Genomic DNA, 20,746 nt, shown 5'->3' with positions numbered 1-20,746 from the left:
CCTGGGGAGCGCTTTCGGGAACTTTTTTGCTTGGATTGGTTAGCGGGCCGCCTCGGTCGTGACGCTGGTCTGGATGGCGACGGCGTTCGCCGAGGGGGTCAGCTCCTGCGCGGTGACGACGGCGTCGGGACGGACGCGCTGGACGCCGTCGACGATCACCCGGTCGCCGGGCTGGAGGCCCTTCTCGACGATCCGCATCTCGCGGACGCTCTTGCCGAGCTGGATCTCGCGGTAGGCGACGTGGTTCTGCTCGTTCACCACGAAGACGAACTTCTTGCTCTGGTCGGAGCTGATCGCCCGCTCGTGGATGAGGATCGCCGTCCGGTCCTTGCCGCTGGCGAGGCGGACCGAGACGAACATGCCGGGGACGAGGGTCATGTCGGCGTTGGCGAACTTCGCCCGCGCCCGGATCGTCCCGGAGGCGGCGTCGAGGCGGTTGTCGAAGCTCTCGATGAAGCCGTCATAGGTGTGGGTCGTGTCGCCGGGGGTGATCAGCTGGACGGGGATGAGCTGCTCCTGCGCGTTGCCGTTGGCGGCGGTGCGGATCGTCTCGAGGTAGGTCTGCTCGTCGACCTCGAAGTCGGCGTAGATGCCGTTCTCCGAGACGATCGAGGTGAGGAGCGGCGCGCCCGGGCCCTGCTGGACGAGGTTGCCGACGGTGATCTCGGCCCGGCTGACGCGGCCCGTGATCGGGGCCTTCACGTAGGCGTGGTCGAAGTCGACGTTGGCGGTCTTCAGCTGCGCCTCGGCCGAGGCGAGGGTCGAGGAGGCGACGCGGAAGGCGTTCTCGGCCTGGTCGGCCTCCTGCTGCGTCACGGCGTGGACCTTGATGAGGGCGAGGGCGCGCTCGCGGTCGGACTGGGCGAGCTGGAGCGCCGACTTCGCCGAGGCGACGGCGGCGTCGGCCCGCGCCACGGCGGCCTCGTAGGGACGGGGATCGATGACGAGGAGGACGTCCCCGGCCTTCACGGCCTGGCCGTCGGTGAAGCGGATCTCGGTGATCCGGCCGCTGACCTCGGGGCGGATCTCGGCGAAGTCGACGGCGTGGAGGCGGCCGGAGAAATCGTTCCAGACGCGCATCTTCTGCTCGGTCACCGTCTCGACGACGACGGAGACGGGAGGCATCCCGGCGGGAGCCCCGGCGGCGGCGGCCTTGGGCGCGGACGGGGAGCCCGCGAAGGCGAGGTAGAGTCCGGCGGAGAGGCCGAGGAGGCCGACGGCACCGATGCCGGTGAGGAGGAAGCGGGAGTTCGATTTCTTCATGGGGGTGGCGGGTTCGGAGAGTTTCGGGCGGAGCGGGGCGTGGCCGTTCTGGGGAAGCGGCGGGAACGTGGAGGCGGAGGCGTGGGTGTCGGACGTGATCATGGCGGGAGGATTTTCGGTAAGGGGTTTAGCGGTCGGCCTGGGCGACGGTGGTGGAGGCCGGGTTGGAGGAAGGTTCGGAAGGGGTCGTCGAAGCGGTGGCCGGCGTGGTCGCGAGGGCCGACTCGCTCCAGCCGCCGCCGAGCGCCTTGATCAGGCGGACGCTGGCGACGTAACGCTGGCCGAGGGTCTGGATCGCGGCCCGCTGGGTGTCGAGGGCGCTCCGCTCGGAGTCGATCACGTCGAGGTAGGTCGCGCTGCCGTTCCGGTAGCGGAGGTCGGAGAGGGTCGACGACCGCTGCGAGGCGGTGACGGCGCTCGCCTCGGCCTCGGCCTGGCCCGAGAGGTTCCGGAGGCCGGAGAGGCTGTCCTCCACTTCCTTGAAGGAGGTGAGGACCTGCTGGCGGTAGAGGGCGACGGTCTCGTCGTAGGCGGCGTGGGCGCGGTTGAGGTTCGCCGTGTTCCGGCCGCCCTCGAAGATCGGGAGGGAGAGGCTCGGCCCGACCGACCACATCCGGCTCGACCAGTTCACGAGGGAGCCGAGGTCGACGCTCTGGAACCCGGCGGCCCCGGTGAGCTTCACCGTGGGGAAGAAGGCCGCCTTGGCGACGCCGACCTGGGCGTTGGCGGCGGCCATCTGGCGCTCGGCCTCGGCGACGTCGGGACGGCGCTCGAGGAGTTCCGAGGGGACGCCGGTCGGGATCGCGGGGGGGAGGCCCAGCTTGTCCAGGGGGGCGGCGGCGAGCTTGAACGACTCGACCGACTTCCCCGTCAGGACGGCGAGGCCGTGCTCCAGCTCGGCGCGGTTCTGCCGGACGGCGAAGAGGGCGGCCTTCGCCGTGGCGTATTCGGTCTCGGCCCGGGCGACGTCGAGGTCGTTGCTCGCCCCGGCCTGGAAGCGGGCCTTGATGAGGTCGAGGCTCTGGCGGCGGAGATCGATCGCCGATTCGAGGATCGCGATCTCGCCGTCGGCGGCGCGGAGGGTGAAGTAATCCTGCGCCACCTCGGCGTGGAGGGCGAGGCGGACGCTCTCGAAGTCGGCGACCGAGGCCTGGTAGGAGGCGGTCGAGGCCTCGATCGAGCGGCGGACGCGACCCCAGAGGTCGACCTCGTAGTTGAGATCGCCCTGCGCGGTGGCGACGTTCGACTGGAGGCCGGGCGCGGTCGTCGACTTGTTGTCGGGGAGGCGGTAGATCGAGCCCGAGGGGTTGAAATCGACCGTCGGGAGGAGCTGCGACTTCGCCACCTTCGTCAGGGCGCGGGCCTGGTCGACGCGGGAGACGGCGGCCTTCAGGTTCTGGTTGCTCGCCGCGGCCTGCGCCTCGAGGTCGTTCAGGGCGGGGTCGTTGAAGACCGTCCACCACGTCCCCTTCGCGAGGGCGTCGGCGGGGGCCGCTTCCTTCGCGGGGGCCGCGCCCTCGGTGAAGGCGGCGGGGGTCTGGACCTCGGGGCCGAGGTCGGCGCGCTTGTAATCGGGACCGACGGAGCAGCCGGAGAGGAGCAGGGCGAGGATGGCGAGAAGCCCGATCAGCATCGGGATCGGGAGGAGGCCTTCCTCGTCCCGGAGGTCGGAGGGGTAGTGGGAATCGGTATTCATGGCGGGGGTCCGTGAAGGTTCGGGGGTTATGAATCGCTCAATCGTTATTCGATCCAGCGGCTGGCCTGCGACCGGGGCCGCACGATGATCGGGGCCCAGGCGAAGGTCCCTTCGGGGAGGGTCGAGAGCCGGGGCGAGAGGCTGTTTTCCGTCTGCGTCCGAGTCCGGTTCAGGGTGAAGGCGGCGGCGGCGGCGATGTGGTCTTGCAGCCGGTTGGCGAAGGTCTTGGGAGTGCGCTTGTTCATGGGGGGTTCTCCTTAAATGGTATTGGAAGTGATTGATAGACCGGTTGGTTTAGTAACAGGGCAAAAAAAAGGGGGTTTTAGACGGTGGCGGGGGCGGGCTGCGATACCTTCAGGCCGAGGATCCGGAACATCCCGGGGCGGAGGCGCTGAAGGGCGGCGGGATCGTTCTCGATCTTCGCCTGGGTCAGGAGGCCGACGGTGAAGTCGTATACCTGGCGGGCGATCATCTTCGGGTCCTCGTCCTTCGCGATCAGCCCCTCGGACTGGAGGGCGGAGATCGAGGCAGTCGTATACCGGAGCATCTTCTCGCACATCAGGTCGAGGGCGGACCGGATCTTCTCGTCCTGGGTGCTGACCTCGCAGCCGACCGACGTTCCGGGGCAGCCGCACATCTTGCCGAATTCCTCGTACTTGGCCGTCTGATCCTTCACGATGAAGGCGCAGAAGTTCTCAAACTGTTCCACGGGAGGAACCTGGGCCGAGAAGATCGTGTCGAGGATCGGGCGCTTATGCTTCGTCCAGTATTCCTCGAAGGCGGCGACCGCGAGGTCGGCCTTGGAAGGGAAGGCGAAGTAGAAGCTTCCCTTCGTGACACCGGCCTTCTTGCAGATGTCATCGACGCCGACCGAGCCGTAGCTCTGTTCCCAGAGGAGCTGCATGGCCACATCGAGGAGCTTCTGCTTGGTATCGCCTTCTCGTTTCATAGGCCGAACTTACTAGACCGGTCGGTATGTTTCAAGATGTTTTTTTGAAAAAGGTGATTTTACTCTGAGGAATAGGGGTCGCGGGGGAAGGAGCAGCCCTTCGGGACGGGGTACATTTCCCTGTACAGGTGGATGTAACCCGCGCGTTTGAACGAACGGAGGGGCACGCCCCTCCGGACCCTCCTGTCTGATAGGCCGTGGTGTAGATAGAGCGCAACCCAAGAGGCCTATCTCCCATAAGCCCACTCTACTCCGCTGGATCTAACCCCCTTGAGGGCCGAGCCATGGGAAGGAACATCCAAGGATGCAGGCCTATCTCCTCGGTGCTGAACCCCTGAAGATATCTCTCACATACGCTTCTCTACCGATAGGAGTCTAGGCGTATTGGTACCGCTACCCCTTCAGTACGTACCCTCGGACGCTGGGGAAGCAGCGGATTTTAATCCAGTGAGGAGACGAGGCGCCGACAAAGCGCGTCCGCCTAGTTCAGGCCCTCAGAACAGGAGGTCACGGAGGGGCGAAGCCCCTCTGTGGCTATAAAGCGGATTGCCTCCAGCTGTACAGGGGCGACCCCGCCAGCCCCGAAGGGCGCTCCCCAACCCGCGCCCCCCCTAAGGCTGCAGAATCGGCAACCGCCGCACCTGCTCCGAAAGAATATCAGCCGTAAACGGTTTCGGCACCACCGGCCGCCCCGAGCCGGAGAGCGCCGCGCCGGTCTCGCCGCCGCCGTCATGGCCGGTGACGAAGAGGAAGTTCGGCGTCAGCGCGGGGCGGTTCTCCAGCACCCAGCGGAAGAGGTCGACGCCGTTCATCCGGGGCATCAGGACGTCGCTGACAACGAGGTCGTAGGTCCCTTCCTCGAGCTTCGCCACCGCCTCGATGCCGTTCGCGGCCCGCTCGACGAGGCAGTTGAAGCGCCGCTTCAGCACTTCCCCGACGAAGCCGCCGACGAAGGCCTCGTCGTCGACGACGAGGGCCCGCCGCCGGGGCGGCGCGGGGGCGGGAGGGAGGGGGACGATCGGGGAGACCGGCTTGCCGTTCTCGGAGGGAAGGGGGAGGGCCTGGGACGGGGCGGGCTCCGGCGCGGCGTGGACGGGGAGGGAGAGGGTGAAGAGCGCGCCGTTTCCCATGGCGCCGGAGAGGTTCTCCGCCTGGAGCTCCCCCCGGTGGCTCTTCGCGATCGCCTGGCAGACGCTCAGGCCGAGGCCGCTCCCCTTGTCCTGAGATTTCGTCGTGAAGAAGGGGTCGAAGATGCGGGTGAGGATCTCGGGCGGGATGCCGCTTCCCGTGTCGGCGATGCGGAGGCGGCACTGCTCCCCGCCTTCGCCGACCTCGATGCGGACGCGGAGTTCGCGCTTCATCGATTTCTCCATCGCGTCGACCGCGTTGATCACGAGGTTGATCACGATCTGCTTGATCTGGCCGGGGTCGGCGAGGATCGGGACGGGATGGGCGGGGAGTTCCAGGCGGACGGTGGTCTGCATCTCGCGGATGCGGAACTGGAGGAAGGCGACGGCCTCGGAGACGAGCTGGACGAGGTCGCACGGGACGGCCTCCTCCCGGGTGGGACGGCAGAACTGGAGGAGCTGCCGGACGATGGCCGCCGACTCGTTCGCGCTCTGGAAGATGACCTCGGCGTGGCCGATCCGGTCGGCCTCGTCGAGGTCGGCGGCGCGGAGGAGGTCGGCGAAGCCGAGGATCGGGAGGAGCTTGTTGTTGAGCTCGTGGGCGATTCCCCCGGCGAGGGAATCGAGGAAGGTCTCCTTTTCCTTCTGGAGCGATTTGCGGAGGAAGAGGCGCTCCTGGGTGATGTCGAGGAGGGAGGCGCAGATCTGGCCCGTCTCCTCGATCCAGCGGAGGCTGGCGGAAAGGAGGCGGACGGGGGCCTCGGCGCGGGGGGAGGCCCCGTTGGAGGGCGGCGGCGGGCCGGCCTTCAGGCGGAGTTCGAGGGCGCTGCGGCCCCGGCGCTCCGCCTCGTCGAGGGCGTCGAAGAGGCGGTTCCGGTCGCGGGCCTCGACGGCGTCGGCGAGGCTCGGCCCCGTCTCGGACGGAAACTCGAAGCCGTTCCCCAGCGCGGCGAGCCAGCCGGAGAGGGTCGGGTTCAGCGCCTCGATCCGGCCCGCGGTGTCGAGGAGGGCGACGCCCGCCGCGTTGTTCTCCAGCAGGATGCGGGAGCGGGCCTGGACCTGCCGCAGCTCGGTGATGGAGCGGAAGAGGATCTGGTTGCCCTCGGTCAGCTCCCGGCGCTGGCGGGCGAGGTCGTCCATCTGCTCCCGGACGAGCATCGACTGGACCCGGGCGAGGGTCTGGACGCCGATCGAGCCGAGGAAGAGGCCCCCCGCGTCGACGAGGATGACGTCGTGGTGGAACTCCTCGCCGAGGCGGCCGAGGCTCTGGTTCAGGATGTCGCGGATCGGCTCCTCCTCGCCGACGACGAGGTGGCGCGGCATGAGGTGGCGGGAGATCGGCTGCTTCGCGTAGAGGGCGAAGCCGTACCGCGCGCCGAGGAGGAACCCGATCTGCCCGCGCGAGCAGAGGCCGAGGGGCCGCCCCGTGCCGTCGATGACGGGGAGGTAGGCGATGCGGGAATCCTGGAAGAGGCCGTAGACCTCCTCGACGGGCGTCGTCTCGATCACCGAGTGGACCGAGTCGATGAGGGTGTGCGGGTGGATCGCGTCGACCGAGTGGAGGGAGGAGGCGGGGCGGCGCTTGGTTTCCTCGCCCCCGATCTCGTCGATCTCGAGGCCGGGGAGAAAAGGGCGGGCCGCCCGGACGGAGGTGGGGGCCGAGGGGGCGGGGGAAGGGAGAGCGGCGGTACCGGTCCTGTCGAGGAGATCGGGAGAAAGGCGGCGATCAACGGACATGGGCAAAAGCCTCGCCGGGGATTGTGTCAAACGGGTGGCGGTCGGGAAAAATGGTGGCGTACGGGGGGGCGTTCAGAGCGGGTGTTGCGCTTGGAGTGGAACCTCGCAAAGGCCCTGACCCTGAAAGGGTCGCAGCCATTAGCCGGGGGTTGAGCGGAGCGACACCCCCGGGATCGGATCGAAAAGAAACGCGCTCCGCAGAAGAGTCTTTTCCCCGCATCATTCCTGCCGGAGCGCATCTCGGAAAGAGAACGACGGGAGACCGCCCCGGCCAACCTCCTGAATAGGCGATCTCGGTTTCGGGGCGGGATTTTTCGCCTCTTTTACCGGGGGTGTCGCTCCGCTCAACCCCCGGCTAATGGCTGGCATCCCTCCGGGATGCCTTCCAAGTGCCACATCAGACAGGGTTAGGAGACCGCACCAATTTTCTCCGCCCGATAGGCCCGCGCGAGGAGGGTGATCGGATGGGCGACCTCGGTCGGCTGCCCCGCCGCCGCCAGGCCGTTCGCAATCTGGAGGTGGCAGCCGGGATTCGCGGTGGCGACGGTTGCGGCTCCGGTCTTCGCGATGTGGCCGATCTTCCGCGTCTGCAACTGGGCCGCCGTCTCGGGTTGGGTGATGTTGTAGATCCCCGCGCTGCCGCAGCACCAGGTCGATTCGGGCAGCTCGACGAGGTCGACGCCGGGGAGGGCGCGGAGGATGTCGCGCGGTTGTTTCGTGATCTTCTGGCCGTGGCAGAGGTGGCAGGCCTCGTGGTAGGTGATCCGGCACGGCTCCGGGTCGGTCCCTCCGGCCGGCTTGCGGAAGCCGATCTCGCCGAGCCATTGGTGGATGTCCTTCAGCTTCCGGTCCCACAGCTTCGCCCGGGCGGCGTAGGCGGGGTCGTCGGCCAGCAGCCGCCCGTAGGTCTTGAGGTGGGAGCCGCAGCCCGCCGCGTTCGTGATGACGGCGTCGAGGCGCTCGACGTCGAAGGAATCGATCAGGCGGCGGGCGAGGACGCCGGCGGTCTCCAGCTCCCCGTTGTGGGCGTGGAGGGAGCCGCAGCAGGCCTGGATCGGCGGGGTGATCACCTCGCAGCCGTTGGCGAGGAGGACGTCGGCGGTGTCGCGGTTGATGTCGGAGAAGAGGATGTCCTGGACGCAGCCGGTGAGGAGGCCGACGCGGTATTGCCTCGCCCCCGCCGCCGGCGTCTCGACCGGCGCGATGAGGTCGGGCGAGAACTTGGCGCACGCCGTCGGGGTCTGCGCCTCGAGGCCCCGGAAATTTCCCGGCAGGAGGCGGTTCAGCCGCAGGGCGCGGAAGGCCTTTTGCATCCCCGAGGCCTGGTAGAAACGGAGCCCCCGCCCGACGAGGCGCAACAGCCGGGGCCGGGTGAAGAGGCCCTTGAGGATCGCATTCCGGATGAGCGACCGCTTCGGGCTGGCGAGAACGCCGGAGTGCTCGACCTCGGCGCGGGCGGTCTCGAAGAGCTGGCCGTAATCGACCCCGGCGGGGCAGGCCGTCTCGCAGGCGAGGCAGCCGAGGCAATAGTACATCTCGTCGCCGAAGGCCTCGGTCGCGTCGAGCCGCCCGTCGGCGATCGCCCGCATGAGGGAGATGCGCCCGCGGGGGCTGTTCCGCTCCTGTTTCGTGAGGTCGTAGGTGGGGCAGGTGGGGAGGCACATGCCGCAGTGCATGCACTGCTGCAGGACGGCGTAATCGAGGGTCTTCAGCGAGGCGTGTTCGCTCATTTCGCCTCCGCCGGGTTGAAGATCTTGCCGGGGTTCAGGATGCCCCGGGGGTCGAAGGCCTTCTTGATCCGGCGCATGACGTCGAGGTTCAGCTCGCCGAGGGCGCCCTTGAGGAAGTCCTTCTTCGCGAGGCCGACGCCGTGCTCGCCGGTGATCGTGCCGCCGAGGGCGACGGCGTAGTCGAAGATCTCCCGCATCGCCGTCTCGACGCGATGCATCTCCTCGTGGTTCCGCTCGTTCGTGAGGAAGGTCGGATGGAGGTTGCCGTCGCCCATGTGGCCGAAGGTGCCGACCTTCAGGTTGTGCCGTGCCGCGCATTCCTGGATGAAGCGGACCATCTTCGCCAGCTCGCTGCGGGGGACGGTGGCGTCCTCGAGAATCGTCGTCGGCGCGACGCGGGCGAGGGCGGAGAAGGCGGAGCGGCGGGCGGTGGCGAGGGCGGTCGCCTCGGCGGCGGTGGCGGCGATGCGGACCGAGCTCGCGCCGTTCGCCGTGGCGAGGGCGGCCATCTGCTCCGCCTCCTCGGCGACGGCGGCGGGATGGCCGTCGGTCTCCATGAGGAGGACGGCGTCGGCGTCGCGGGGGAGGCCCACCTTGGCGAAGTCCTCGACGCAGTTGATCGTGACCCGGTCGAGGAATTCGAGGGTGCACGGGATGATCCGGTTCGAGACGATGGCCGAGACCGTCGAGGCGGCATCCTCCATCCGGGGATAGACGGCGAGGAGGGTCTTCCGCGCGGCGGGCTTCGGGATCAGCTTCAGCGTCACCTGCGTGATGATGCCGAGGGTCCCCTCGGAGCCGATGAAGAGGTCGCGGAGGGTGTACCCGGCGACGTCCTTCACGCACTTGTTGCCGGTATGGAGGACCTCCCCCGAGGGGAGGACGACCTCGAGGGCCATGACGTAGTCCTTCGTGACGCCGTATTTCAAGCCGCGCAGGCCGCCCGAGTTCTCGGCGACGTTGCCGCCGATGGTCGAGATCTTCATCGAGCCCGGATCGGGCGGATAGAAGAGGCCGACCGCCTCGGCCGCCTCGGCGATCTTCAGCGTCACGGCCCCGGCCTCGGCGGTGAGGGTGAGGTTGTGGCGGTCGACCTCGACGATGCGGTCCATCTTCGCGAGGCAGAGGACGAGCGAGCCGGGGACGGGAATGCTCCCGCCGCTGAGGCCGGTGCCGGAGCCCCGCGTGACGAGGGGCAGATTTTCCTCCGCCGCGAAGCGGACCACGGCGACGACTTCGGCGGTGGTCTTCGGAAAGAGGACCGCCTCGGGCATCTGCTGCAGCGTCGCCGTGCCGTCGAAGGAATAGGGGATCAGGTCTTCCTTTTCCTTCAGGAAGGGGATCGTCGGGAGACGATGTTCAAGCTTGGCAAACAGCGCGGAATTCATCGGGAGCGACTATGGCACGATGTCCCCGAAGGGGCGATGGAATATGCTTCGGGAGGCGTTAAAAAAGGGGTTTTAGAAATAGCTGAACAGCGCGGGAGGCGCTCTCTCCCGCTTGCTTTCGGGACGCGATGTGGGAACGTTTGCGATGACTTGGCACCTGTTCTGGATCGGGAGCTATGTCGTGAGCCTGGGCGTCGTTCCCTTCATCCTCCTCGCGAACAAGCGCCCCGCCGCCACCCTCGCCTGGATCTGGGCGGTCCTCCTCTTTCCCTACCTCGGCCCCTTCGTCTATTTCCTCCTCGGCAGCGAGCGGATGAACCGCCGCCGCTTCCGCCGGCGCGTCCTCGAATGGCGGCGCTCCCCGAAGCGGCTCCGGTCGAAGGGGCGGCAGGGCGGCCCGCTCTCCGCGGAACAGGCCGAGGGGCAGGCGCTGGCCGCCGCCGTCGCCGCCGCGACTCCCGCGCCCGATCCGGCGTGGCGCCTCGTCGAGACTCTTTCGGCGATCAACGGGCAGACGATCAGCGGGGCCGACGAGGTCACCCTCCTCGTCGACGGCGCGGCCTATTACGACGCGCTGGAGAAGGCGATCCGGGCGGCCCGCCGGACGATCCACGTCGAATGCTACATCTGGCGCGAGGACGGGGCGGGGGACCGCTTCCGGCGGCTCCTCGTCGAGGCGGCGCGGCGCGGTGTCCGGGTCCGGCTCCTCCTCGACGAGATGGGCTGCTCCCACCTCTACCGCCGCTACTTCCGGGAACTGATCGAGGCGGGCGGGAGCTTCTCCTGGTTCGGGAACGTCCATCCGCTCCGCAACCGGTGGACCTTCGGCCTGCGGAACCATCGCAAGCTCCAGATCATCGACGGCGCGAGGGCCTTCGTCGGCGGGATGAACATCGGGCGGGAATATCTCGGGCAGGAGCCGTGCTTCGGCGCGTGGAGCGATATCCAGGTCGAGGTGACCGGGCCGGTGGTCGCCGGGCTGGAGAACACCTTCGCCGACGACTGGTACTTCGCGACCGACGAGAAGATCCCGCTGGAGGCGCCCCCGGCCGCCGCCGTGACGGCCCCGGAATCGGCTGCGGCGACGGGCGGCGACCGGGTGCCGACGCCGGTCCTGATCCTCGAGGACGGCCCCGACGACAAGGCCGATCCGCTCGCCCTCTCCGTCCTCGCGCTGATCAACCAATCGCAGCGGCGGCTCTGGCTGGCGACGGCCTACTTCGTCCCCCTCTTCGCCCACCTCGACGCGCTGAAGCTCGCGGCGATCCGGGGCGTCGACGTCCGGCTCCTCGTCTCGGCCCGGTCGGACAACCGCGCCGTCGTCGAGGTGAGCCGCTCCTACTACGAGGAGCTCCTCGCCTACGGCGTCCGGATCTTCGAGTTCGACCGGGGCGTCAACCACGGCAAGGCGATGGTCGTCGACGGCCATTGGGTGACCGTCGGCTCGGCCAACTTCGACAACCGCTCGATGCACCTCAACTTCGAGCTCAACCTCGCCTTCTACTCCCCGGCGGTGGTCGAGGAGATGGCGCTCCTGCTGAGCGGCTACTACCTCCAGTCGACGGAGATCGAGCTGGCGACGTTCGTCCGCCGCCCCTTCTGGAATCGGCTGAAGGAATCGACCTGCCGCCTGTTGGGGCCGACGCTTTAGGAGCCGGGACGGCAGAAACGGATCGCGTTCCGCCGCGCGGGATGGCACTCTGGTTTGTGTTTTTATGAGCGGCGAAAATTCCCTGGTCCGGCGGCTGAACGATCCGTGCGGCCGCCTGGCCTGCGGGCCGGAGTGGAGCCGGACGCGGGAGAATTCCCTCTTCCTCGCCGACCTGGAGCTCTGGTTCGTCTGGAAGGGGCGGGGATGGATGCGGAGCCGGGACCGGGAGTTCCTTCTCCTTCCGGGCTTCTGCGCCCTGATGCGTCCGGGCGGGATCTACGACGCCGGGCACGACGAGGCCCATCCGCTCGGGATCACCTACATCCACTTCGACGTGGCGGAGGAAGGGGGGCGGAAGAGGGTCTGGGAGGAGTGGCCCGAGTTCTTCGAGGTCGACGACCTGGACTTTTACGATTCCGCGACGCGGCGCATCGTCCAGCTCGCCAGCTCGCCGCAGTCGGCCCCCGCCGCGGCGGCGCTGCTGAACGGGGTGGTGCGCGATCTCCTCCGCCTCGCCCCCCTGCCGGTCTCGCCCGGGACGCCGGTCCCCGTCGCGGAGCGGCATCGCCGGGAGGTCTCCCGGCTCGTCGCCACGCTCCACGCCGCGCCGGAGCGGCTCCCCTCGGTCGCCGAGATGGCGGGGCGGCTCCACCTCAGCCCGGCCCATTTCAGCCGGGTCTTCAAGGCGGTCACCCAGTGCAGCCCGATCGACTACCTCGTCGAGATGCGGCTCTCCCAGGCCCGCCACCTCCTCACCGAGACGAGCCTCTCGGTCGGCGAGATCGCGGAGCGGCTCGACTACGCCGACCTCTTTTTCTTCAGCCGCCAGTTCAAGCAGAAGATCGGCGTCTCCCCGCTCGCCTACCGGCGCGGGACGTGGAAGGGGAAGTGAGGGCGATGCCGATGCTGATGCCGATGCCGAGGGGCCCTAGACCAGCCGGTTTTCCTTCATCACCTGGGCGTACCACTTCGCGCTGAGCTTCGGCGTCCGCTTCTGGGTCTTGAAGTCGACGTGGATGATGCCGAAGCGGCGGGTGTAGCCGTCCTGCCACTCGTAGTTGTCCATGAACGACCAGAGGAAGTAGCCCCGGACGGGGACGCCGTCGCCGATGGCGCGGTGGAGCTCGCCGAGGTAGTTCCGGACGAGGTCGCGGCGGTGGAGGTCGTGGACCTCGCCGTCGACGAGGGGCTCGTCGTCGTAGCCGCAGCCGTTCTCGGTGATGTAGATGTGCTTCGCGCCGTAGACCTCGTGGGCGAAGCGGGTGCCCCAGTAGAGGACCTGCGGGGTGATGTAGAGCCAGGGGCAGCTGGTGCGGGGGAAGTCGGGCGGGTAGGGGAGGGTCTCCGGCTTGCCGCCCTTGCCGGCGCGGACGAAGGGGCCGGTGTAGATGTTGAGGCCGAGGAAGTCGGTCGGGAGGCTGATGAGGTCGAAGTCGCCCTTCCGCACCTCGGGCCGGTCGGCCCCGGCCTGCTTCAGGTAGGCGGGGGAGTAGGAGCCGCGGTGGATCGGGTCGAGGAGGCGGAGGCTGGCCCCGGCGTAGACCTTCCGCGCGGCGGCGATGTCGGCGGGGGTCTCGGTGACGGGGATCGGGCAGAGGGGATTGTCGGTGATGCCGACGCGGGCGCCCTTGCCGCCGTGCTGCCGCACGGCCCGGACGGCGAGGCCGTGGCAGACGATGGCGTGGTGGTAGATCTGGTTCATCACCTTCGTCGTCTCCTTCGTGCCGGGGGCCTTGTCGCCGCCGTCGTAGCCGAGGGAGGTGAAGCAGAAGACCTCGTTGAGGGTGATCCAGTTCTTCACCCGGTCGCCCAGGGCCTTCACGACGGCCTCGGCGTAGGGGCCGAAGGCGTCGCAGACGACGCGGGAGCGCCAGCCGCCGCGGTCCTCGAGGGACTGCGGGAGGTCCCAATGGAAGAGGGTGACCCACGGGGTGATCCCCTCCTTCAGCATGGCGTCGATGAGGCGGCTGTAGAATTCGAGGCCCTTCGGGTTCACCGCGCCGTCGCCGTTCGGGTAGACGCGGGGCCAGGCGATCGAGAGGCGGTAGTGCTTCACGCCGAGCTTCCGCATCAGCGCGAAGTCGTGCTTGTAGAGGTGGTAGTGGTCGCAGGCGACGTCGAGGGTGTCCCCGTTGAGGACCTTGCCGGGGACGCGGGAGTAGCGGTCCCAGATCGATTCCCCCTTGCCGTCCTCGAAGGCGGCCCCCTCGATTTGCGGGGCCGCGGTGGCGACGCCCCAGACGAAGTTTTTCGGGAAGCGGAGATCGTTTTTCATGGGTGGCGGGGAGAGGAGGTTAAATATCGGCTTGGATTCCCCGCATCGGTAGCCTAAAATAAGTTCTCAAGCAACCGTATCTTGGGTTGGTATTCCTTTATTAACCCGATGCCGGTCCCCGCTTCTTTCTCCGCTTCCCTTTCCCCCATGCCTGCTTCCTCCCTGTCCTCCTCGCGCCCCTCCCGCTTCCACTCCTTCCGCCGCTCCGCCCAGCACGGCTTCACCCTGGTCGAGCTGATGCTCGTCATCGGGATCATCGTGATCCTCGGGGCGCTCGCGATCCCGGCGATGGGGCTGAACGGCTCGCAGAAATTCAGCCAGAACCTGAGCCAGCTCGTCGGCGTCCTGGAGCAGGCCCGCTCTTCCGCCGTGGCGCAGAACACCTACGTCTGGGTCGTCCTCTATCCCCACGACCCCTCCGACCTCAACCCGCCCGACAACAGCGGCGAGGCGCTCCACGTCGCCACCTTCGCCTCGAACGACGGGAGCAATCCCTTCCCCTCAACCGGCTCCGGCTGGGGCGGCAGCGTCACCTTCGCCGCGGGGGAGACGACGGCGACGGCCGCCGGGGGGACGACGATCAAGACCCTCTTCCGCCTCGCCTCGTTCAAGCAGCTCGCCCTCCGCACCGAGGGCTACTTCACCCAGGGCAGCGGCGACGGCCAGATCGCCTCCCTCCCGACGAACATGCCGAGCCCCCTCATCGGCCCCGCCTCGACCCCCGTCTTCGAGATCACCGTCCGCGGCCTCGGCAATCCCCCGCTCCGGCTCCCCTCCGGCATCCCCCCCGGCGGGCGGACGGCGCAGGCGCTCTCCGTCATCCTCTTCACCCCCAGCGGCGCGGCCCGCGTCAGCGACAGCCCGATCGATTCGATCTGGCTCGACTTCCAGCGGGTGAAGGGCAAGGGCGTCGTCGACGAGAAGGACATCGCCTGCATCCGCATCAGCGGCCTCACCGGCCTCAGCACGCTCTTCCGCAAGTAGGGGAGCGGGGCCTTGCCTTGCGCGGCGGCAGGCCCTAATTTCGGCGCGATGAAAACGCCGGGGCTGATTCTTTGCGACGAGACATTCTGGGACGACGCCTACGGCCCCGTCGAGCGGGCCCGCCTGGAGGCCCTCCTCCCGACCCCCCTCCGCTTCTTCACGAAGGAGACGATCCTCGACCATCCCCGCGAACTGGCCGAGGCCGAGGTCATCCTCTCCTGCTGGGGCATGCCGCCCTGCGACGCGGCCTTCCTCGCGAAGGCCCCGAAGCTGAAGGCCGTCTTCTACGCGGCGGGAAGCATCCGCCCCTTCGTCGACGACGCGCTCTGGCAGCGGGACATCGTCGTCAGCTCGTCGAACAGCGCCCTCTCCGTCACCGTCGCCGAGTATGCCCTCGCCCAGATCGTCCTCAGCCTGAAGGCGATGTGGCGGCATGCCGCCGACACCCGCGCCGCCCGCGTCCCGCTCCGCCACACCCCGCCCGGCACCTACGACAGCGTCGTCGGCCTCGTCTCGATCGGCGCGATCGCCCGGCACCTCCTCACCCTCATGCGGCCCTTCCACTTCCGCGTCGTCGCCTACGATCCGTTTCTTTCCGACGAGGCGGCGCGGGAGCTCGGGATCGAGCTCGTCACCCTCGACGAGCTCTTCGAGATCTCCCACGTCGTCTCCCTCCACACCCCGTGGCTGAAGGAGACCGAGGGGATGATCCGCGGCTCCCACTTCGACCGGATGCGCGAGGGGGCGACCTTCATCAACACCGCGCGGGGCGCCGTGGTGAACGAGGCCGAGATGATCGGGGCGCTCCGCCGCCGCCCCGACCTCTACGCCCTCCTCGACGTCACCTGGCCCGAGCCCGCCCCCTCCGACTCCCCCCTCTACGACCTCCCGAACGTCATCCTCACGCCCCACATCGCCGGGGCGATCGGGACCGAGTGCCGCCGCCTCGGCGCGATGGCCGTCGATGAGCTCGAACGCTTCCTGAAGGGAAAGCCGCTGGTCGGGCAGGTCCGCGAGGACATGATGGCGACCATTGCCTAAGGGAGTCAGACGGGGGGGCGGGCCGACGGCGGCAGCTTGCCATTTCCCCGCACCCTACTAAAAAGGGGGGCCATGTCTTTCGCCGCCTCCTGCTCCTCCTCGCTCTACAAGGGCGTCGTCCGTCCCGCGCTCTTCCGCTTCCCGCCGGAGACGGTCCACCATTGGGCGATGGCGGCGATGGCGAACGGGGCGGTCGCCGCGGGCCTCGGCCTCCTCCACCGCCGCCCCTTCCCGGGCCTCGCCCGGACCCTCTGGGGCCTCACCTTCCCGAATCCGATCGGCGTCGCCGCCGGGTTCGACAAGGACGCCCTCGCGCTGATGGCGTGGGAGCAGCTCGGCTTCGGCTACCTCGAGCTCGGCACCGTCACCCGCCACGCGCAGCCCGGGAACCCGACGCCCCGCATCTTCCGCATCCCCGAGTCGAAGGCCCTCATCAACCGGATGGGCTTCCCGAACGCCGGGGCGGCGGCGATGGCGGCCCGCCTCGGGAAATCGCGCGACGCCGGGAAGTGGCCCGCGATCCCCGTCGGCATCAACATCGGCAAGTCGAAGGTCACGCCGCTCGAGGAGGCCGGGAGCGATTACGTCGAGAGCTTCCGCGTCCTGCGGGAATTCGCCGACTACGTCGTCGTCAACGTCAGCTCCCCGAACACCCCCGGCCTCCGCAGCCTCCAGAGCCGGGACCAGCTCCTGAGCATCCTCGGCCCGCTGCAGGAGGAAAACGGCAAGGGCAGGCGGAAGCCGATCGCCGTCAAGATCGCCCCCGACCTCCGCGAGGAGGAACTCGGCCCGATCCTCGACGCCATCGTCGAGGCGGGGTGCGACGGCGTGGTGGCGACGAACACGACGGTGAACAAGAGCGCCGTCCCGCTGAAGGAAGAGGGCGGCCTCAGCGGCCTCCCCCTGCGCCAGCGGAGCACCGAGGTCGTCTCCCTCGTCGCGCGGCACCTCGCCGGACGGCTTCCGGTCATCGGCGTCGGCGGCATCGCCACGGCTGCCGACGCGCGGGAGAAATTCGCCGCAGGGGCGACGCTTCTCCAGGCGTATACGGGCTTTATTTATGAGGGTCCTGCCTTTGCGCGGAATCTTTGCGAGGGGTTGGCGGGGTGAGCGGGTTTTGGGGTGCCGTCTTCTCAGAGCGCCCTTCGGGGCTGGCGGGGTCGACCCTGTACAGCTGGATGTAACCCGCTTTATAGCCCAAGAGGGGCTTCGCCCCTCCTCGAACCTCCCCTTCTGAAGGCCTTGGCTTGGCGGACGCGCTTGGGCGGCGCCTTATTTCCTCACTGGATTAAAATCGGATGGTTCCGGTACGCCCGAGGGTACGTACTGAAGGGGGAGCGGTACCAATACGCCTAGACTCCTATTGGGAGAGCAATGCTTTTCTGTTGACTGAACTGCCTTAACTGTATTAAAGTGATTAATACAGTTTTCGTACATCAGAAACGTATGTCTTGGCCGCTGAATATCACCACCGATAGCGATCTGCCGATTTATCGGCAGGTCTACAATCAGGTGCGGCGGGCGGTCCTGACGGGGGCGCGGGCGGAGGGGGAGACGTTGCCGAGTGTCCGGGCCTTGGCGGAACACCTGATCGTCAACCCGAACACGATCGCCCGGGCCTACCAGGAGCTGACCCGGGACGGGCTGATCGAGGCGCGTCCGGGAAAGGGCTATTACATCGCGCGGCCGAAGTGCCTCCTTTCCGACGCCGAGCGCCAGCGCCGCTGCGCCGAGGCGGCCGACCTCCTCCTCGACGAGGCGGTCTTCCTCGATTTCACGCCCTCCCAGGTCGACGCGCTGCTGAAGAAGGCGTGGAAGCGTTTCGAGAAACCGTAGCCGATTCCCCAACCCCCACCGCATCCCTGTCATGGCCCCGAACCCGAACGAAAGCGAAAACGTCCTTGTCCTCCGCCAGCTCACGAAGCATTTCCCGGGCAAGCCGAAGCCGACGGTCGACCGCCTCGACCTCGTCGTCCCGAAGGGGGCGATCTACGGCTTCCTCGGCCGGAACGGCGCGGGGAAGAGTACGACGATCCGGATGCTCCTCGGCCTGGTCGAGCCGACGCGGGGCTCGGCCGAGATCCTCGGCCACCCGTGCGACGCGCTGACGCCCGAGGTCCGCGCCCGGATCGGCTACCTGCCGGAGGGGCACCACGTCTACGGCTGGATGACCGTCGCCGAGTGCGGGAAGTTCCAGTCGGCCTTCTTCCCGCAGTGGAATTGGAAGATTTTCAACGCGGTCGTCGACCACTTCCGCCTCACGCCGAAAATGGCGTCGGGCTCCCTCTCCCGGGGGCAGCGGGCCGGGCTCTGCCTGGCGATGACCCTCGCGCCGGAGCCGGAGCTCCTGATCCTCGACGATCCCGCCCTCGGCCTCGATCCGGTGGCGCGGCGGAGCCTCCTCGAATCGATGCTCTACGTGACCCGCCGCTCCGACCGGACGATCCTCTTCTCCTCCCACCTCCTCTCCGACGTGGAGCGGGTGGCCGACCGGATCGTGATCCTCGACGAGGGGACGCTCCGCGCGAACTGCACCGTCGAGACCTTCCGCGAGCGGATCCGCCAATACGCCCTCCGCTTCCCCGAGGGGATCGCCGCCCCGGCGAACCTCGCCCACCCGACGCTGCTCCAGAGCTTCCGCACCGAGCGCAACCTCGTCCTCACCCTCGCCAACGCGGGCGAGGCGGAGCGCCAATGGCTCGCCACCCTCGGCGCGGAGCGGATCGAGGAGCGGCCCCTCGGCATGGAGGAGGCCTTCATCGCCTACGTCGGCGACCGGGGGGAGAAGACGTTCTTCCTCGATGGAATCAGCGGAATCGAAGGACTCAGCCCTTCCATCGCCTAACCTTCTTTTCTATGCGCACCCTTTTCTGGAAAGAGATCCGGCAGAACCTTGTCTGGGCCGTGCTGCTTTTGGCCGGGCTCGGCGCCGCCCTCGCCTGGGCCGTCAGCCAGAATCCCTCGACGGGGAACGGCCAGGGGGTGACGACCCATCTTCCCTGCGGTGCGTCGTTCCTGCTGGTGACGACGTTCGGATTTCCGCTCGCCGCCTTTCTTCTCGCCCTCCTCCAGACGGTGCCGGAGCAATCGCCCGACCGCTGGGCCCTCCTCATCCATCGCCCTCTCACGCGGGCCGGAATCTTCGGCGGCAAGGTGGCGGCGGGGCTCTCCCTCTACTTCACGGTCACCCTCGTCCCCTTTTTTCTCGCGGCGTGGTGGACGGCGGTGCCAGGGCATCTCGCTGCTCCCTTCACTCTGGCGATGCTGATTCCCGGGGGGTGCGATGTCGCCGTCGGCGTCGTGACCTATTTTGCGGGTCTCCTCTTTTTCCTCCGACGGGCGCAATGGGCGGGGACGAAGATCGCGCCGCTCCTCGTGCCGGTCGCCTTGGCGCTGTTGCTCCGGGACGGGTGGCTCTCGCCCCTCGCTTGCGTGGCGACGGCCTTCGCCTGCGGCTCCCTCGTATGGGCGGCGCGGCGGAGTTTCCTTGATTATCGCCTCGACCGGTCTCCGACGACCGGCTCGCGGATGATCGTGGCCGCGCTCCTCGTTCCCGGTCTTCTCCTCGGGGTCGCGTTCGTGCAATGGATCGGGGGGATCGTCGGCGGATGGGGCGAGAAGGGGGAGGGGAGGTTCGAGGAGATCGCCACCGTCAACTTCGACGGGACGCCGTTGATCTGGCATCTTTCCGTGGTCGGCGGGCAGGAAACGGGACTCGAAGTGCGCGATTTCGCGGGCAATCCAATCCCTTTCGCATCGGGCGCGAAGCGTCCGGCGAGCCCTTGGGAAAGCGCCTTGCCGATGAAGGATTTCGTCCAGTTTTCCAACAGAGGTCTTTCCGTAAGCCGCTATCGACAGCCTTCCTCCTACGTCGAAGCCGATCAGGATTCCCTCAACGCCTCGGAGGGGCCGACGTGGTATTACGTCGCCGCCCGGGGCCGATACGAGGCCTTCGCCCGGACCGACCGGAAACCGGCGGGCCTCCTCGATCCCCACGGCTTCGTCCCTTCGGGCTCGCCCGAGCCGGTGCGGAAGGCGGCCGGAGACGAGGTGACGCTGGCGACCCAAATCTGGGGCACCCATCCCTGCCGTCTCTACCGCGACGGCCTCTATCTCTTCGATCCGCGCGGGCGGACGGCGACGCGCCTCGCGGGGAGCGAAGCGTCCGCGACAGCGACGCGGGCGCAGGGGGCCGCCTACTTCCGCATCGGTGGTGAGAATCCCGTCACGCCGTTGGCAGAGAGCCCTGAGACGGCCCTCGTTCTGTTTGAAGACCACGTGGCCGTCGTTCCCCTCGATGCGGATGCCACGGCACTGAAAAAGATCACGCTGCCGTTCGTCCCCTTCCCGGCACTGAAAAAGGGAGGAATACGGTTGATCGAAGTGGGCGCGCTGCCCGATGGGAAAAATTGGCGCTGGTTCCTCATCGAATATGCGGCCTCCGACGCCACCTCGGCCGATCCTTTCCTGGCGACGGCGCACTTCGTCGCCTACGACTCCCAAGGCCAGGTGATCGACCGGAAAGACGCGACGCTGCGGGAGAGCCCGGAGAAGGGGCCGAGCCGGTTCGCAAAGACTCTCGCGGCGGCGATCCGTCCGGCACTCGAAACGATCTTCCCTCCGCTGGGAAGCGGTGATCGCTTGTCGCGTGCGTCGCAGCTTTGGGAAAACGGCGTCTCTCTACTCTCTTCCGTCCTCGCCTTTTTCTTCTTCTTCGCTTGGAGGGGAAAGGCGGTGTCTCTGCGGCTCACCGTCGCGGGGGCGGCCCTCCTTCTCCTCTTCGGTCCGCTGTGGGTCGTCGCCCTCGCGTTGACCGGTCCGCGCCATGCCGCGTTCCCCACACCGGCCTCCGACCGGCCTTCGGTCCCGGATCGGCGGGAAATTTTCGCCTGATTCTTTCAGGAA

The 20,746-nt window shown here is 68.0% G+C and carries 16 protein-coding genes; 8 read left to right on the top strand and 8 right to left on the bottom strand.

Annotated elements, in window-relative coordinates; all coding sequences use genetic code 11:
* Nucleotides 1–39: 39 nt before the first annotated feature.
* From BLU04_RS03845 to BLU04_RS03815, 7 genes are all read right to left on the bottom strand, one after another.
* On the bottom strand, nt 40–1,365 hold the full coding sequence (locus BLU04_RS03845; RefSeq protein ID WP_093282445.1) for an efflux RND transporter periplasmic adaptor subunit: 1,326 nt from the start codon (nt 1,363–1,365) through the stop codon (nt 40–42).
* Nucleotides 1,366–1,390: 25 nt separating this feature from the next.
* Entirely contained in the window at nt 1,391–2,959 is a 1,569-nt protein-coding gene (locus tag BLU04_RS03840) for an efflux transporter outer membrane subunit (protein WP_231964895.1), read from the bottom strand.
* 44 nt (nt 2,960–3,003) lie between these two features.
* Complete coding sequence (locus BLU04_RS03835; protein WP_093282443.1) at nt 3,004–3,204, bottom strand: hypothetical protein; 201 nt, start codon at nt 3,202–3,204, stop codon at nt 3,004–3,006.
* Between the two features lie 77 nt (nt 3,205–3,281).
* Nucleotides 3,282–3,908 (bottom strand): TetR/AcrR family transcriptional regulator, encoded by a 627-nt coding sequence (locus BLU04_RS03830; RefSeq protein ID WP_093282440.1) that lies wholly within the window; start codon nt 3,906–3,908, stop codon nt 3,282–3,284.
* Between the two features lie 611 nt (nt 3,909–4,519).
* Nucleotides 4,520–6,772 (bottom strand): ATP-binding protein, encoded by a 2,253-nt coding sequence (locus BLU04_RS03825; protein ID WP_093282438.1) that lies wholly within the window; start codon nt 6,770–6,772, stop codon nt 4,520–4,522.
* A 407-nt stretch (nt 6,773–7,179) separates the two neighbouring features.
* Nucleotides 7,180–8,502: a (Fe-S)-binding protein gene (locus tag BLU04_RS03820; protein WP_093282435.1), complete on the bottom strand. Its 1,323-nt coding sequence runs from the start codon at nt 8,500–8,502 to the stop codon at nt 7,180–7,182.
* Nucleotides 8,499–9,890, bottom strand: coding sequence for an FAD-linked oxidase C-terminal domain-containing protein (locus BLU04_RS03815; protein ID WP_093282433.1), 1,392 nt, complete (start codon nt 9,888–9,890; stop codon nt 8,499–8,501). Before BLU04_RS03815 ends, BLU04_RS03820 begins: the two co-directional genes overlap by 4 nt.
* 145 nt (nt 9,891–10,035) lie before the next feature.
* On the opposite strand from BLU04_RS03815, the gene cls reads away from it, so the two are divergent.
* Both cls and BLU04_RS03805 read left to right on the top strand, forming a co-directional pair.
* The gene (cls, locus tag BLU04_RS03810) at nt 10,036–11,541 is read left to right on the top strand and encodes a cardiolipin synthase (protein ID WP_093282430.1); all 1,506 of its coding nucleotides are present in this window, start codon (nt 10,036–10,038) and stop codon (nt 11,539–11,541) included.
* A gap of 64 nt (nt 11,542–11,605) precedes the next feature.
* Nucleotides 11,606–12,433 carry an AraC family transcriptional regulator gene (locus tag BLU04_RS03805; protein WP_093282427.1) on the top strand — a complete coding sequence of 276 codons (828 nt, stop codon included), beginning with the start codon at nt 11,606–11,608 and terminating at the stop codon, nt 12,431–12,433.
* 36 nt (nt 12,434–12,469) lie between these two features.
* Here BLU04_RS03805 and BLU04_RS03800 read toward each other — a convergent pair whose 3' ends face one another.
* Nucleotides 12,470–13,816, bottom strand: a complete 1,347-nt coding sequence (locus tag BLU04_RS03800) for a GH1 family beta-glucosidase (RefSeq protein WP_093282425.1) — start codon at nt 13,814–13,816, stop codon at nt 12,470–12,472.
* 147 nt (nt 13,817–13,963) lie between these two features.
* Here BLU04_RS03800 and BLU04_RS03795 point away from each other — a divergent pair, with 147 nt between their 5' ends.
* The 6 genes from BLU04_RS03795 (at nt 13,964) to BLU04_RS03770 (ending at nt 20,734) form a co-directional block, all read left to right on the top strand.
* Nucleotides 13,964–14,800, top strand: a complete 837-nt coding sequence (locus BLU04_RS03795; protein ID WP_157895089.1) for a prepilin-type N-terminal cleavage/methylation domain-containing protein — start codon at nt 13,964–13,966, stop codon at nt 14,798–14,800.
* A gap of 48 nt (nt 14,801–14,848) precedes the next feature.
* Complete coding sequence (locus BLU04_RS03790; protein ID WP_093282420.1) at nt 14,849–15,841, top strand: hydroxyacid dehydrogenase; 993 nt, start codon at nt 14,849–14,851, stop codon at nt 15,839–15,841.
* Nucleotides 15,842–15,913: 72 nt separating this feature from the next.
* On the top strand, nt 15,914–16,951 hold the full coding sequence (locus tag BLU04_RS03785; RefSeq protein WP_093282417.1) for a quinone-dependent dihydroorotate dehydrogenase: 1,038 nt from the start codon (nt 15,914–15,916) through the stop codon (nt 16,949–16,951).
* Nucleotides 16,952–17,287: 336 nt separating this feature from the next.
* Nucleotides 17,288–17,677 carry a GntR family transcriptional regulator gene (locus tag BLU04_RS03780; protein WP_093282415.1) on the top strand — a complete coding sequence of 130 codons (390 nt, stop codon included), beginning with the start codon at nt 17,288–17,290 and terminating at the stop codon, nt 17,675–17,677.
* A 31-nt stretch (nt 17,678–17,708) separates the two neighbouring features.
* Complete coding sequence (locus BLU04_RS03775) at nt 17,709–18,686, top strand: ABC transporter ATP-binding protein (RefSeq protein ID WP_093282412.1); 978 nt, start codon at nt 17,709–17,711, stop codon at nt 18,684–18,686.
* Between the two features lie 11 nt (nt 18,687–18,697).
* Nucleotides 18,698–20,734, top strand: coding sequence for a hypothetical protein (locus BLU04_RS03770; RefSeq protein WP_093282408.1), 2,037 nt, complete (start codon nt 18,698–18,700; stop codon nt 20,732–20,734).
* Nucleotides 20,735–20,746: the final 12 nt, after the last annotated feature.

This window comes from Verrucomicrobium sp. GAS474 (genome assembly GCF_900105685.1).
Taxonomy (GTDB): Bacteria; Verrucomicrobiota; Verrucomicrobiia; order Methylacidiphilales; family GAS474; genus GAS474.
The sequence above is the reverse complement of the archived record's forward strand: the minus strand, read 5'-3'. Positions and strand labels throughout refer to the sequence as shown.